Source organism: Neobacillus sp. D3-1R (assembly GCF_052180215.1).
Classification (GTDB): Bacteria; Bacillota; Bacilli; order Bacillales; family Cytobacillaceae; genus Pseudoneobacillus.
Genome location: NZ_CP197471.1, coordinates 339,233 through 355,296 on the forward strand (window position 1 = coordinate 339,233; position 16,064 = coordinate 355,296).

The 16,064-nt window shown below is 34.5% G+C and carries 10 protein-coding genes; 8 read left to right on the forward strand and 2 right to left on the reverse strand.

Going from position 1 to position 16,064, the window contains the following annotated elements:
- Positions 1-64: 64 nt before the first annotated feature.
- The 8 genes from ACSBPO_RS01670 (at position 65) to brxL (ending at position 13,964) form a co-directional block, all read left to right on the forward strand.
- Complete coding sequence (locus ACSBPO_RS01670) at positions 65-541, forward strand: helix-turn-helix domain-containing protein (RefSeq protein WP_442598148.1); 477 nt, start codon at positions 65-67, stop codon at positions 539-541.
- A gap of 112 nt (positions 542-653) precedes the next feature.
- Positions 654-899 carry a TIGR04540 family protein gene (locus ACSBPO_RS01675; RefSeq protein ID WP_442600287.1) on the forward strand — a complete coding sequence of 82 codons (246 nt, stop codon included), beginning with the start codon at positions 654-656 and terminating at the stop codon, positions 897-899.
- A 26-nt stretch (positions 900-925) separates the two neighbouring features.
- Positions 926-1,522 (forward strand): DUF1819 family protein, encoded by a 597-nt coding sequence (locus ACSBPO_RS01680; protein WP_442598150.1) that lies wholly within the window; start codon positions 926-928, stop codon positions 1,520-1,522.
- A 13-nt stretch (positions 1,523-1,535) separates the two neighbouring features.
- Positions 1,536-2,102: a DUF1788 domain-containing protein gene (locus ACSBPO_RS01685; RefSeq protein ID WP_442598152.1), complete on the forward strand. Its 567-nt coding sequence runs from the start codon at positions 1,536-1,538 to the stop codon at positions 2,100-2,102.
- Between the two features lie 18 nt (positions 2,103-2,120).
- Entirely contained in the window at positions 2,121-5,702 is a 3,582-nt protein-coding gene (gene brxC / locus ACSBPO_RS01690) for a BREX system P-loop protein BrxC (protein ID WP_442598154.1), read from the forward strand.
- 15 nt (positions 5,703-5,717) lie between these two features.
- A complete protein-coding gene (pglX, locus tag ACSBPO_RS01695; protein ID WP_442598156.1) occupies positions 5,718-9,260 on the forward strand; it encodes a BREX-1 system adenine-specific DNA-methyltransferase PglX in 3,543 nt (1,180 codons plus the stop codon).
- Positions 9,261-9,329: 69 nt separating this feature from the next.
- Positions 9,330-11,891, forward strand: a complete 2,562-nt coding sequence (pglZ, locus tag ACSBPO_RS01700) for a BREX-1 system phosphatase PglZ type A (RefSeq protein ID WP_442598158.1) — start codon at positions 9,330-9,332, stop codon at positions 11,889-11,891.
- An 18-nt stretch (positions 11,892-11,909) separates the two neighbouring features.
- Complete coding sequence (brxL, locus tag ACSBPO_RS01705; protein WP_442598160.1) at positions 11,910-13,964, forward strand: protease Lon-related BREX system protein BrxL; 2,055 nt, start codon at positions 11,910-11,912, stop codon at positions 13,962-13,964.
- Positions 13,965-14,008: 44 nt separating this feature from the next.
- Here the strand turns inward: brxL and ACSBPO_RS01710 are convergent, their stop codons facing one another.
- The gene (locus tag ACSBPO_RS01710) at positions 14,009-14,305 is read right to left on the reverse strand and encodes a hypothetical protein (protein WP_442598162.1); all 297 of its coding nucleotides are present in this window, start codon (positions 14,303-14,305) and stop codon (positions 14,009-14,011) included.
- Entirely contained in the window at positions 14,286-15,266 is a 981-nt protein-coding gene (locus tag ACSBPO_RS01715; RefSeq protein ID WP_442598164.1) for a hypothetical protein, read from the reverse strand. The genes ACSBPO_RS01710 and ACSBPO_RS01715 overlap by 20 nt, the downstream gene beginning before the upstream one ends.
- Between the last annotated feature and the right edge of the window lie 798 nt (positions 15,267-16,064).

Consider the following 16,064-nt stretch of genomic DNA (forward strand, 5'->3'; position numbering starts at 1 on the left):
GGTTTCCTTTTGGAAATCCCCCCAGGTTAAATCTATTGATTATAGGTAAGGAGAGAGGAAAGGTATGGAGAAGAATAATGATGTAGAATGCAATCATGAATTAGATGTAGCAACAGATCAGATAGCCAAATTAATAAAAGAATATCGTGCAATGAGAGGTATGAGTTTATCACAGGTTGAGAGAATGACAAATGTATCATCCAGTTTTATTAATCGTATAGAGAATGGAGAAAGGAATGAAATTAGCTTTTCTAAGTTAATTAGGATAGCAGTTGCTTTGGGCATCCCATTTGAATTATTGATTGAGAAGAGCTTTGATGAACTTAAACAAAAAGATGATAATAAAAGCGGTATATTAACCTTAACTGATTTGTTGATACAAAATGAATTTACTATCAATGATAAGAAAATTGAGGGATGTGCAAAAAGGTTTCTATTGGATATTATGGAGTTCATAGTTGATTGCAAGTGGGATGCTATGACAAAAATTCACGATTTATATTTGTTGTCGAAAAGAATTGAAAAATTTAAGGCTATATAATAAGGAAGAATTTCTTCCTTATTTTTTTTATATCCATGTTTTTGCTTTTAATTTAAAGTAAGAATAAAATAAGAATAGAATAAGATTTATTTTTGAGGTGGTAACTTTGCAGGTGAAACTTTTTTATAAAACACAAAGAGAACTTGCTGTTTCATTAAATTCCGTAATAGATGCTTATTGGGGAAATAAGATAGATGAAGATGTTCTCGTAAAATCTGTTACTGATATCTACATAAATAATCCAAGTAAATTACTAAAGGAAGGTGCTTTTACCACGATATTAAGACAACAATGTGGAAAGAGAAGGCTTGAAGTGATTGAACAAATTTTAAAAAGTGCAGTTGGTAGTAGAATTTGATAAGTACGGTGGAAGGATTTGGATGCATGACTAAAGAATTAGATTATAGTGCAACACTTACTGGGGCTTCTTTTTTATTGTACGAATTAAAGCAAGTGTTGAAGCTCAAAAGGCAAGGGTTATCAAATGATGAAATAAAGAAAAAGGTTATCGAGGAAAATGTCTTCGAATATAAATTTACTTCGAGTCTTAAACGCATTGTACCATCAGTTATCAGAAGAGCAAATGCTTTAGACGATCAACTACAGGAATGGGTACTGAATAGTCCATTGGAAGAGGGTAAGGTTATAAACCTATATTCCATTATGAAGACGGATAGACTCTTTTTTGAATTTATGAACGAGGTCATCCGAGAAAAGCTGGAATCGAATAATTATCTGCTTGAAAAGAAAGATTTGAACGTATTCTTTATTTCTAAGGCGGAACAAGACGAGAAAATGGCAAAATGGACTGAACTGACAGTAAATAAATTGAAACAAGTCTATTTGAAATTGCTTTACGAGGCTGGCTTGCTAAACGATAAAAAAACAGGTGAGTTGAATAGGCTATTATTTGATGAAAATTTAAAGCGTCACCTTATGTTTATTGGTGATACAGCTTATTTAAAAGCAATGGGTGAGTGAAAGGATTAAACACATGGCGAATATTAATCGTAGATTGGATAAAATTATCCCAAAAATCAAAGAGGACAAGTTTATACAAGGTAGAGGACTTGGTAATGAGATTAGTTTTTATATCTTTGACTATGAGCCAAATGAGGAATTAGTGGTTCGTGATTACGTGAAGCATATCAAGAAGGAATTCAATTATGAAGGATCTGGACGCAAGATTATCGAATTCGACTTATATAATATGTTGCTTGAAATCGCAAAGGAAAAACGAATCTTTGATCAAGTATTCCAAGTAGAAGAAAAACAGGGGAAGGATGCCCTCTTTAAAGCCATGTCTGCCTTTGCCAAGCCAGAAATCTTTTTGAGCAAAATCAAAGAGGAATTGGTTGATCACAATGTCGTATTCATCACAGGGGTAGGAAAGGTGTATCCATTTGTTCGATCACACACGATTTTAAATAATCTTCAAGAAGTTATTGATAAGATACCAGTCATCATGTTTTTCCCTGGCAGATATGACGGTCAATCACTTCACTTGTTTAACAAGTTCAAGGATGACAACTATTACCGAGCCTTTCCGTTAGTCGATTAGAGAAGAGGGGGATACTAAATGATTATTAGAGATATGTTTCAAAAAGACATTGAAAGAGATATAAGAGGAGTAATAAAAGTTGCACAAGCAGATGAAGACAATACCTATCAAGAGCTTGATGAATATGTTGTGACAAAAGAGTTACATAAGCACTTATCCAAATTCTATGAGAATTATCAAAAGGGCATAGATGGAACTACCGATAAAATGGGAGTATGGATCAGCGGATTCTTCGGATCTGGTAAATCCCACTTCTTGAAAATCCTTGCGTACTTGATTGAAAACAAGAAAGTAAAAAACAAAAAAGCCATTGAGTTCTTCCAAAATAAAATACAAGATCCTTTAGTTCTGGCAAACATGAATCGAACTGCCGACGTTGAGACAGAAGTAATTCTATTCAATATCGATTCAAAGGCATCCATGGATAGTAAGTCGAAAGATGATGCGATTTTACGTGTATTTATGAAGGTGTTCTATGAACATAGAGGGTATTTTGGAGATATTCCAGGCGTTGCCGAAATGGAGAAATACTTAGATCAAAAAGGTGTCTACGAACAGTTTAAAGCTGAGTTTAAGGTACTTGCAGGTGAAGAATGGTTCGACCGTCGAAATACTTTCTATTTCGATGCTGACTACGTAATAGGAGCCTTAACAAAAGTAACGGATATGTCCGAAGAATCAGCTCGAAATTGGTTTGAGAATGGAGTAAATAATTTTGAGATTAGCATTGAAAAGTTTGCCAAGGATGTAAAGGAGTATATCGATCAGAAGGGTAAGAATTTTCATCTGGTGTTTTTAGTAGATGAAATTGGTCAGTTTATTGGGGACAGTCGTAGTCTCATGCTTAATCTTCAAACAGTTGCGGAGGACTTGGGTACTTTCGCCAAAGGGAAAGTCTGGATTATGGTCACTTCCCAAGAGAGCATTGATAGCATCGTTAAGGTAAAAGGAGATGACTTCTCCCGTATTCAGGGCCGCTTTGATACGAGATTATCTTTATCATCGATTTCAGTAGATGAAGTAATTAAGAAGCGTATTCTCTTAAAGAAAGACTTTGCTAACGATAAGCTCAAAGTCATTTATCCAGAGAAAAGTGCCATCCTGAAGAATTTAATTAGTTTCAAAGAAAGCACTGCGGATTTAAGGGGCTACGACAACGAGCAAGAATTTGCAGAGGTTTATCCTTTTATTCCCTATCAATTTAAACTACTGCAAAATGTATTTGAGCAAGTAAGACGACATGGTTCTTCTGGTAAGCATTTATCAGAAGGGGAACGTTCCATGTTATCCGCATTTAAAGAGGCAGGACTACGTTATAAGGATGCAGAGGAAGGGTTGTTAATTCCATTCTATGCATTCTATGACACGATTAAAGAATTCCTCAATCCGACTATATCAAGAGTTATTGAGGGAGCATACGAAAATCCTGCACTTAAAGATGATGAATTTAACATGAACCTCTTGAAAGTATTGTTTATGATTAAATACATTAAAGAGCTTCCAACGAATATTGAAAATATCGCTACCCTTATGGTGACAAGCATTGATGAAGATAAATTAGAGTTGAAAGAGAAAATAAAAGCATCCCTAAGAAAGCTCATTTCTCAAACGCTTGTTCAGAAAAACGGAGAGTTCTATATCTTCCTGACTGATGATGAACAAGATATCAACCGAGAAATTAAGACAATCAATGTAGATGAAGATGTGATTAAAAGAGAACTTGCTAATTATATCTTCCAAGACCTTTATGAAGAGAAAAAGTACCGTTATTCATCCGAGTATTCATTTTCATATAATCAGAAAATGGATGAAAAGAATTATGGAAATCAAACATCCAATATTGGTGTGAATATTATATCTCCATTATCAGACCACTATGGAAAATCAGAGCATGAATTAATGATGATGTCGTCTGGAAACGGTGAATTACTATTGAAATTAGGTGGGAATGAATCGTATATCGAAGAGATGGAAGAAGTGCTAAGAATTGAGGAGTATCGTAAGAAAAAAAATATCACTCAACTTCCTGAGAGCATTCAGAACATCTTGAACAACAAACAGGCTGAGGTACGAGAAAGAAAACGTAGAGTACGTGAATTATTAGAAGATGCGGTTAAAAATGGTCAATTCTTTATCAATGGGGACAACGTGGCTGTCAAAGGCTCAACGGTAAAAGAAAAAATGAATACAGCCTTATACTCATTGGTAGACAATGTTTATACAAAATTAACCTATGTAAAAAAATTTATAGGTACTGAAAATGAACTTCGCTCAATTTTAAACTCTAAAGAAGAGCAATTGTCATTAAGTACAGTCATGGAACAAGTACCAAATGAGCTGGCAATCAAAGAAATTTCTGATTTTATTAGCCTTCAAGATTCGATTCAAAAGCAAATTCGAGTCAAAATGATTGTAGACCGTTTCAACGACAAACCTTATGGCTGGAGAGAGCTTGATATCCAAGGTTTTATTGCTGAGCTACTAAGGGATCAAAAAATTCGAATTCGCTATAACTCGGAGTACCTGGAGCCAGCATCAGATGCAAGCAAGATTGTCACTGTTTTAACAAAAACATCTGAAGCAGACAAAGGAATCATCTTAAAAAGAAAAAAAGTAGATGAAGCACTCATTAAGGTAGCGAAGAAGGTCTGCAAAGAGGTGCTAAATAAAACCGATTTGCCAGATGACGAAGACGGTTTAGTAAAAGAAATGCGATCATTGATTGAAAAACAAATGAATGAAATTTATGCATACAAGGCTCGCTACGAAGGCAGAAAATACCCAGGTATGAGCTTGCTTGACAAAGGATTAAGTTATTTTGGTGAATTCCACAAAGGGTTAGATAATGCATCATTCTTTGGAAAGATAAAAGAACTACAAAAAGACCTTAGTTATTGGGAAGAGGATATGACTTACGTTAAGAGTTTTTTTGGTACAGATCAAAAGGATATCTTTGATAAAGGGCTATCAGCTATCAATAAGTATCAAGAAAACAAAGCCTATCTTGTAGGAAATGAAGCGGAAAATTACATTGAGAAATTGACAGACATCTTAAATGATTCGATTCCTTATGGGAAAATAAAGCTAATCCCTGAAATCGTTAAAGGTATAGAGGATCAAATTAATATTGTCCTATCAGAGAAAAAAGAAAATGCGAAAGAGAAAATCAAGTTGGATTATGATTACCTTTATCTGAAAGCAAAGCAGAATGGCGTATCAAACGAAACAAAAGAACGAGTCGAACAATATTATCCTTCCTTAATAGCACAAGTTGAAGAATTTGTTGACGTATATAAAGTTGATGCGACAATTTCTCAAAGCACAAGTTTTAAAGAACAATACGAACTGAAGATTAATCATGAAATAGAGGAATGGCATAGAAGAACTGTCGTCACACCTCCTGTAGTAATTGATGGAGGCGGTAACGAATCTGGCGGTGGACATGTTGCAACCGTTCAAAAGCAAAAGGTTAAAGCCTCAGAACTAATTGTAGTGAAGGAATTACGTTCAGAAGACGATGTAGACAAGTACATCAGGACGTTATCAAATAAGTTAAAACAAATCATTAAGTCTAATAAAGAAATCGAGTTCATTGATTAGTCGGGAGATGTAAAAATGAATAAGTCAGCTCTCAAAACCTTTGCGACAAGTGCCAGAAAAGAACTCTTAAAAAAAGTCGAAGCAAAGGCAATGAAAATTGGAATCACAGAAGACAATATAAAAAAAGCAGACATTGAAAGCTCGGATGCCATCTTTATAGATGGCAGACAGCTTTTAAGAGAAGAAAAAACTCAACGTGATAAACTCATTACTCGTATTAATCAAATCGGATTTAAACAGGTAATGGAAGAAGTCGCTTATACTTGGTTTAACCGTTTTACAGCACTACGTTTTATGGAAGTGAATGACTATCTACCAACTGGTGTAAGGGTATTATCTTCTTCAAATCCAAATAGTGCAGATCCAGATATGATAAATGAGGCATTAGAATTGGATTTAGAGATCGAGTTGGATAGAGAGTATATCTATAACTTGAAATTAAACAATGAAACGGAAGAATTGTTCAAGTATCTAATTATTAAACATTGCAACGAGTTGAATCGATTCTTACCATTTATGTTTGAAACAATTGATGATTATACGGAAATCCTCTTTCCAGAAGGCTTGTTGGCAAAGGATTCTTTTATTCGTCAAATGACTGACATTGATTTCATTCAAGAAGATAATTGGAAAAGGGTTGAAATTATAGGTTGGCTGTATCAATTCTATATAGCTGAAGAGAAAGACAGAGTGTTTAAAGCAAAGAAAAAATATAAATCAGAGGAAATACCTTATGCAACTCAACTTTTTACTCCTGATTGGATTGTAAGGTACATGGTACAAAACTCGTTAGGACGATATTGGGTAGAATCCCATCCTGAGCAGAGAGAATTATTTAGAGAATGGGAATTTTACATCGAAAATCCAGATTCAGAGGTTGATTTTGAGGAAGAATTAGCTCCTTATATAAATAAAGAGTTAAAGGTTGAGGATATTAAGTGTATCGATCCTGCCATGGGTAGTGGTCATATCCTCGTTTATATGTTTGATGTATTGTATGAAATTTATATTAAGTGTGGATATATGGAGAGAGAAATTCCAAGGTTGATTATTGAAAATAATCTTTATGGATTGGATATAGATGATCGGGCGTACCAGCTTGCGTGTTTTTCTGTCGTAATGAAGGCATTAGAGTATAACTCTCGATTTTTACGTAGTATTGAGAGAGAGGGACTTGAATTAAAATTGATTTCTATACAAGAAACCAACCACTTAACTGAAGCTGATATTGCCTATATTTCAGGAGAAGAAAGTGGAGAAATTGCTGACCAAATGAAGTCATTCATATCTCAGTTCAAAGACGCTAAAACAATTGGTTCATTATTAAATATAACGTTATTTCCTAAAGAACTTGTTGAAATAAGATATAACCAAATTAAGATTAATCCTGTAGAAGATTTATTTCAAGTTGAGTTGAGAGAAAAGTCCTTATTATTGTTACCACAGCTTATTAAACAAGCTCAGATTTTGACTAACCAATATGATATTTTAGTAACAAATCCACCTTATATGGGAATAAGGTATATGACAACAACATTAGTAGAATATTTAAATCAGAATTATCCCGACACAAAGAATGATCTATTTGCCCCATTTATGGAATTAAATCATCTACTTAAAGATAAAGCCTTAATGTCATTTATTAATCAACATTCTTGGATGTTTACATTTAGTTATGAGAAATTAAGAAAAAAAATAATTACAACAAACTCTCTTGTATCAATGTTGCATTTAGGGACAAGAGCTTTTGAAGATATAGGTGGGGAGATTGTACAAACAACATCATTCACTCTTAGGAATTATCATATTCCCAAAAGTAAAGGTATTTATCTAAGATTAACGGAACTTAGAAATGCAAAAGAGAAAAGGGCAAAGACCTTAGAATCAATAGAGGGTTTAGAACAGACATATATTTTTAAAAAAAATCAAAAGGACTTTCTCAGAATTCAAGGATATCCACTTGGGTATTGGCTATCTGATAAAGCAATAGAGATCTTTTCTGAGGGTGAAAAATTAAAGGATATTGGTGAACCCAAATCGGGTATAATGACTGGAAATAACGATGAATTCCTAAAGATGTGGACAGAAGTGAATGTTTCAAAAATTGGATTTAAGATGAGGCAGTTTAGTGATATAAACTACTACAAGTTTAAATGGTTTCCGTACTTTAAAGGTGGTTCTTATAGAAAATGGTATGGAAACATGGAGTATTTGATTAACATGGAAAATGAGGGCTATGATATCAAATACTCAGGTAAAAATACAAACTATAGATTAAGGGACTCAACCTTATATTTTAAAGAAGGTATCAATTGGTCGGATGTAGCAACCAATAATTTTAGTGTAAGATATTCCCCTCCTGGTTTTTTATTCGATATGAAGGGGTCATCAGTATTTATTAAAAATGACGTAGAATACAATGTGTTTTATGTTCTTGCTTTGTTAGCAAGTAAAATTATTGGCCAACTAATTCAAGTTTTAAATCCGACAATGAGTTTTCAGGTAAATGATTTAGAGAGACTGCCTATCGTTAAGGCAAATAGCAAACTAAGTGAACAAATTATTAATATTAGCAAAGAAAATGTAGAATTAGCAAAAGAAGATTGGGATTCATTTGAACGATCATGGGATTTTAAGTTACATCCTCTTCTTTTTTATAAGGAACAAGAAAGCCTATTAAAAAATGTTTGGATGAAGTACAAAATTGCAACAGAAAATAGATTTTTCGAGTTAAAACGTAATGAAGAGGAAATTAACCAATATTTTATAGACCTATATGGTTTAGTCGAGGAAATTACTCCAGATATACAAGAAAAAGATGTGATAATTTATAGGGCAGATATTATACGAGACATTAAATCTTTTATATCCTATGTAATAGGGTGTATGTTCGGTCGTTATTCATTAGACGAACAAGGTCTTGTTTATGCAGGTGGGGAGTTTAAACGTAATAAATACCAAACATACCCTGTTGATGAAGACAATATCGTGCCAATATTACCTGAGTCTTATTTTGAAGACGACATCGTTTCAAGGTTCAGCGAATTTATCCAAGCTACATATGGTAAGGAGACATTAGCTGAAAACCTTGACTTTATTGCAGAAACGCTTGGAAATAAAAAAGGTGAAACAGCAAAAGAAACTATAAGACGCTATTTCTTAAATGAGTTCTTTAAGGATCATGTTCAAACGTACAAGAATCGACCGATTTATTGGCTATTTACTTCTGGGAAACAAAAGGCATTTAATTGTCTAATTTATATGCATCGCTATGATAAGACAACTTTATCTCGTATTCGTACTGATTATCTCCATGAATACCAAATTCGGCTTGATGCTGAGAAGAAGGATCTATTGAGCATAATTGAAGGCGATTATTCAACAAAAGAGATAAGTAATGCTAAGAAGGAACTAAAGGTATTAGACAAGAAGATAGATGAACTAAAAGAGTACGATGAATTGTTGCACCATATGGCTGATATGCAAATCGAAATTGATTTGGATGATGGCGTAGTGCAAAATTATGAAATGTTTGAAGGTCTTGTAGTAAAAATATAAGCAGTCATGAGGATATACCAGTAATGACTGGTGTATCCTTGTTTTATGGAGTTTATTGTAGAGGGGTGAGTGGAATTGAATTTAGAACAGGTGATTAACACATTAACTGCCATGTTTAATGAATCGCTTAATGATGGTGAACAGAGAAAGATTGTTTTTTGGGTGGATAAGGATAGGGAGTTTGTTGAGGAAATCCAACAAGTAGCTCTTGATAAAGTAAAATTTCATCAGCTAACTGAAAAGAACAACTTCTACACAAAATATTTGCTTGAAGAGGAGGATTCGACCTCCCATTATCTAATCTATACCAACGATGATTTGAGTGTAGAAGAAAATTGGCTTATGGATACGCTTTACTATTCAAAGACGTTTTATGCAGATAAGATATCTCTGTTATTAAGCGACTTGGGAATTGATCCATCATTACGAGCAATTGTGAAGAAGTATGAGAAATTTTTCAACAAAAAGAATACACAAAAATTTAAGTCCTATGGGATTCAGGTCTATTCGGAAGAGACCATTGATATCGCAATCATGAGTGTTTTGTGTAATTTAAAAACACCTGATTTTGAAGAAGTCCTAAGAACGGTATTAAAGGAAAGCCTTTCAGAAGAAGAAAATAAGTACATAATTTCAATGGACAAGTCTTTTGATTTGAATGTGTTTTGGAAGTGCGTCTCTCATTTATATGGCTTCGATAGGGAAAACAAGACTCTGAAGACTCTATTTATGCATCTTACTCTTACTGCACTAAGTCATTCGGTTGAGGAGTCAATGCTTACAAACGTAAAGAGTTTTATTGCAGAAAGAAACAAGTCAAATTCCTTAGTATTTATTGATCATTGGATGCACCACAAGGTAGACTATGTAATCTACAATGAATTGGCAGAAATGATAGAGCAAGAGTTACAATTAGCGGATCTTGTTCGCCAACTTCCGATTGAATCGTTTAAAAAGGCAGATACATTCCCTTATTTCGACAAGGCTATTATCATTTATATTGCCAATAGTCTTGAAGCATTGCACGAAGATTTTGAGGAATACACCAAACTCATTAATCTTAGAAGAGTTAGACATTTTTATGAAAGATACCAATTTATCTTTGATGCGTTATTCTACACTGTGAAGATGTACGAGTTCCACAAGAAATACAGCTCAGGCATTCCAAAGGCATCAGCGATTGATATTTGGAAGAATTATGTGAACGAGTATCACTTCATGGATACATATTATCGCAAGTTTTATGTGGCTTTCGATAATGAACCAAATAGTGAGATATTGAAGAAGCTAAAAACGATGGTAGAAAACCTCTATACTAATTGGTATATGGGAGATTTAAGCTCACATTGGTCTATGGCTGTAGAAACGGATATGAAAGATCAGTGGGTTCTTCCAGGGATTACAAATCAGCAGGAATTTTATAAGCAATATGTTGCTCCAAAAGTGTATAAGGGTGAACGGACTTTTGTCATTGTTTCAGATGCTCTAAGATACGAGGTCGGATTAGAGATAGTGGAGAAGTTGAATGCAGAAACGTTAGGTGCTTGTGAGATCGAACCAATTCTTAGTGTTCTTCCTTCTGTTACAAAACTCGGCATGGCTTCTTTGTTACCGCACAAGGTATTAGATATCGATGAAAACGTAAGGGTTTTGGTTGATGGAAAGTCATCAAGTGGTCTGGATAATCGGAAGGCAATCATTGAATCTACAGTTACAGATAGTGTTGCCATCCATGCACAAGAAGTGTTTGCCATGAACAAAGCAGGCAGAAGAGAGCATTTTAGAGGGAAAAAGTTGATTTACATTTACCATGATTCAATTGATGCCATGGGGGATAAAGCCTCCACTGAAATCTATACGTTTAATGCGGTGGAAAAGACGATCGATGAAATCTCCACACTAATAAAAATCATTCGAGATGATTTGTCTGGAACAAACATCTTAATAACCGCCGATCATGGATTTGTCTACCAAAGAGAGCCGTTAGTAGAAAGTGATAAAATTGAAAAAGAGGATATCCAGGCTATTGAATTGAAAAGAAGATACATGCTTTCAAAGGAAAATAGACAAATGGATGGGATTCTCAATATAAATATTAATTCTATCATTAAAAATGATCATCAAGTAAGGGCTTATGTTCCAAAATCAACCATCCGTTTTAAGATACAAGGTTCTGGTGTGAATTTTGTTCATGGGGGAGCAAGCCTACAGGAAGTGGTTGTTCCTTTAATCAAATACAAAAATATTCGCAAGGGACAAGCCAACAGCAGAGAAATTGTTAAAGTGGATATCAAGTTGACAAGTTCCTTACGTAAAATTACGAATAGTTTATTCCATCTTTCTTTCTTCCAAATGGAAAAAGTAGAAGATAAGGTTGTGCAGAGAACTGTATTAGTTTTTATGGCAGATGAAAATGATGTGGTTATTTCTAATGAGGAGACAATAATAGGTGATCGAACATCTGATAACCCTGAAGAACGGACATTTAAGTTACGTTTTGCCCTGAAAACGACGACCTATGATAAAAACAAGCATTATTACCTAACCATAAAAGACATAGAGACTGATGTAATTCTTGAAAAGATACCATTTAACATCAATTTGGGAATCGTAAGTGACTTTGATTTCTAAGATAAGGGAGGGAGAAATTTGGAGAGAGTAAATGAATCTAATGTTCTTGAATTAGATAGAAAACTAAACTTGGTATTTGCGGGAAGAGTAGTTAGAAAAGATCTAACGAAGCTCATTAAAGAAGGAGCTAACGTACCCATTTATGTACTTGAATACTTATTAGGGATGTATGCGGCCACTAATGATGATGAAAGTATAAAAGAAGGTGTGGCGAGGGTTAAGAAGATCCTTTCCGAAAACTTTGTGCGACCCGATGAAGCGGAAAAGATTAAGAGTAAGATTCGAGAAATCGGTCAATATTCCATCATTGATAAGGTGACAGTTCGCCTAAATCCAAAGAGAGATACATATGAAGCAGAATTCTCGAACTTAGGATTAAAAGAAGTTCCAATATCCTCTAACTACGTCAAGGAATTTGATAAGCTCTTGGCGGGGGGAATCTGGTGTATGTTAAAGATGGATTACTACTATGATGAAGAGCAAAAGAATGTGAGTCCTTTTAGTGTTAGCAATCTAAAGCCCATTCAGATGCCTAATATGGATCTTAATGAAATCATCGAGGGAAGGAAAGAATTCACTAAGGATGAATGGATTGATATACTGGTTCGTTCTACGGGAATGGAGCCTACTCAGCTCAGTGATCGTGTGAAATGGCATTTGTTGTTACGCCTTGTTCCTCTTGTAGAAAACAATTACAATATGTGCGAACTCGGCCCACGCGGAACGGGGAAATCGCATGTTTACAAAGAAATCAGTCCAAACTCCATTTTAGTGTCTGGCGGGCAATCCACTGTAGCCAATCTTTTTTACAATATGTCATCAAGAACGGTTGGGCTTGTGGGTATGTGGGATACGGTAGCATTTGATGAAGTGGCTGGTATCAGGTTTAAGGATAAAGATGGAATACAAATTATGAAAGATTTTATGGCAAGCGGTTCCTTTGCCAGAGGAAAAGAAGAGAAAACGGCATCTGCTTCCATGGTTTTTGTCGGAAATATTAATCAAAGTGTTGATTCTTTAATCAAAACATCACACTTATTTGCACCATTTCCAGAGGAGATGAATAATGATTCTGCTTTCTTTGATCGGATGCACTACTACCTTCCAGGATGGGAAATTCCGAAGATGCGACCAGACTTCTTCACAGATCGTTATGGGTTCATTGTAGATTATTTAGCTGAGTATTTTAGAGAAATGAGAAAAAGATCCTTCGGAGATTCTATTGACCAATTTTTTAAACTTGGAAATAATTTGAATCAGCGTGATGTTATCGCTGTAAGAAAAACAGTTTCAGGTTTTATGAAGCTGTTATATCCACATGGAGAATATACAAGAGAAGACGTTGAAGAAGTTCTTCAATATGCTCTTGAAGGTCGTAGACGTGTAAAAGAACAGCTAAAGAAAATCGGTGGAATGGAATTCTACGATGTTATGTTCTCTTATATAGATAAGGAGTCCTTACAAGAGGAATATGTATCTGTTCCTGAACAGGGTGGAGGCAAACTGATTCCCGAAGGCATGGGCAAACCAGGACACGTTTACACAGTTGGTGTTGGTGAATCTGGTATGATTGGAGTCTTTAAACTGGAAAACCAGGTTGTATCTGGCTCTGGCAAATTTGAAAAGTCAGGTGTTGGATCTAATCGAGCAGTTAAAGAAAGTCTGGATACTTCGTACAGGTACTTTACTGCGAACAGCAAAAGCATTAGTGGCACAATTGCAATAAAAACAAAAGACTACCTAATGCATATTGCTGATCTTCAAGGGATAGGTCTAACTCCTCAATTAGCCATTGCTGAATTGATTGGATTATGTTCGGGAGCATTAGAGAAGCCAGTACAAGAGAGCTTAGTTGTTTTGGGGAACATGACCGTTGGTGGAACCATTGAGAAGGTTGAAGAGTTTGCTAACGTCTTGCAGGTTTGCGTTGACGCAGGAGCAAAAAAGGTATTGATTCCTGCATCATCTGTAGTAGACTTTCAAACGGTTCCCTCTGATTTGTTAATTAAAGTACAACCTGTATTCTATTCAGATCCTATTGATGCTGTGTTTAAGGCATTGGGTGTAAGTTGAAAATATAATATTCAAAAGAGACGGAACTTTAGCCGTCTCTTTTGTTATCCAAATAAATCATTTAATAAGTCAACCTCTTCATCCTTTAAACGAGAATTGGGAAAGGAAGAATTTGGTGATACCTTATCAGTAATTAATGATATGTTTCTATTTTCAAGATATCGTAGAAGAATCTTGTACACCCTTTCCTCAAAATCCTCCTCATTAACAACGTTTTTCATTTCCTTTCTAATCAGCTCGCATATAAACTTACTTGCGTTTTCTTTCGTGTTTAAAAAAAGAAAAACATCTTCGTATTTTTTGCTAAAACTAATTGTTAGTTTATGAGGTTTCTTTACCATTTACAGCACCAAGAATTCTTAGGAAGCTATTGCAGTTTGAAAATTGAGGATTGTCTTCAAAGGATGCGAGAGGAAATTCTTTTTGGAGTAAACTTTGTAAAATGATGCTTCCGCCACCAATAAAGATTATATCTCTGTTGTGGTAGCTGATCCCTTTTCCCATAGCTTGGTTAAAGATATCTTGAACATGCTCTTTAGTAAGAGCTTGAATTATTTCCGTACTTTTCTCTTGTTTTTCTCCCCGAATAGAAAGATATCCATTTTTCATTATCCGTAGTGCATCATCGCTATTCACATAGATTCCAAACTTTTCAGTCAGTTTTTCAGCTATTTTATTTTGTAGAGTGCTGATTCCCTTGTCTAAACTTACCATACTATTTAGGTCATATTGGACTCCATTATAACAACAAAACGAAATGTTCAAGGAACCAAAATCTATGATTAAAGAATCTTTCATTCTGAATTCACCAATTCTCGAATAAATAGGGCCGATGCTTTCGTTGATCACCATAACCTTAGTTATTCTAAAAGTGAAGAGTTGGTCGTTTACATATATTAGAATCAACTCTCTATTGCTCATAAGTTCATGTTTATACATATCTTTTAGCAATCGATCTTTAAATAAACTGATAGGAAAATTAACTGCTAATTGAATATTTGCTCCTTGTGGTAAATTTATTTTTCTTAATAATTGTGTAATGGCAGTATAAATAGCAATACGATGTTCTAAGGTGTTTTTCGTAATTTCGTATGAAACCTTGTCTTCTCCTACCACATTACCTACCAAAAAGGAATCGCCTTGAAAATGAACGTTAAATGAACCGCTTATGAGGTCAACATCAACGTTCTTTGCTTTTTGTACTTTGGTGCGGAAAATAGTAGAGTGTTCTTTTTCATTATAGAAGCATAATGCCTTGGTACTATGCTTGCCAGAATCACAAGCTATTAAAATATCTTTCATAATTATCCTCTCCTTTCGATAAATGATTGTTAATCCTTATATCATATGTGATTATGTATGAAATATAAGAATTTATACGAAAAAATTTGTCTTACAATGTCGTATATTTCATATAAGTGTCTCTTTATATGGATTTTAAAGCTCATATATTCAAATGGCTCCATGTTTAGGGAATTATGTAGAACAGATTCTAAACTCAATGGGAGAATTTCTTGATTTATAGTGCAAATTTTATCGGTAATATTGATAGAACCAAAACAATATCACATGCGGGGGATTTAATGACCTCAATATTGCGGATTCCTCTCATTTTGCAGGTTTCATAGAATGTATGCAAATAAATCTTCATTTATCTTATAACCTATATAGGTGTATTTTTATTGGAATCTTCAACCTTCACATGGGTTGAACAATTGGTATTACAAAACATTGCAGTTCGATTCGTATAGTGTATTAGCAGAAAAGATGTAGTTGATTTTTGTTGCCCAGTATCTTTAATAGATGGTATATAGTCTTAGAACCATTAGGCTTTACCAGATTCCATTGCATGTTTGTATGAATTTCAAGCGTTAGCGACCATTAAAAGTTACCCTTAAAGAGAAATGAGTAAAAGCTGTTAATTCCGCAACAAATCACTTGCAAAATTCTAATATAAATTGAAAGAGGAATATTCAGTAACCCCATCTTCAATGGCAAATTTGAGACAGCTACGATTTACTGGAAGGAGTCTCTAACACAAGCGTAGCTTGTCAGTTAAAAGTTACGTTTTTCATCCTATTAATTAAGGATAAATCTAAT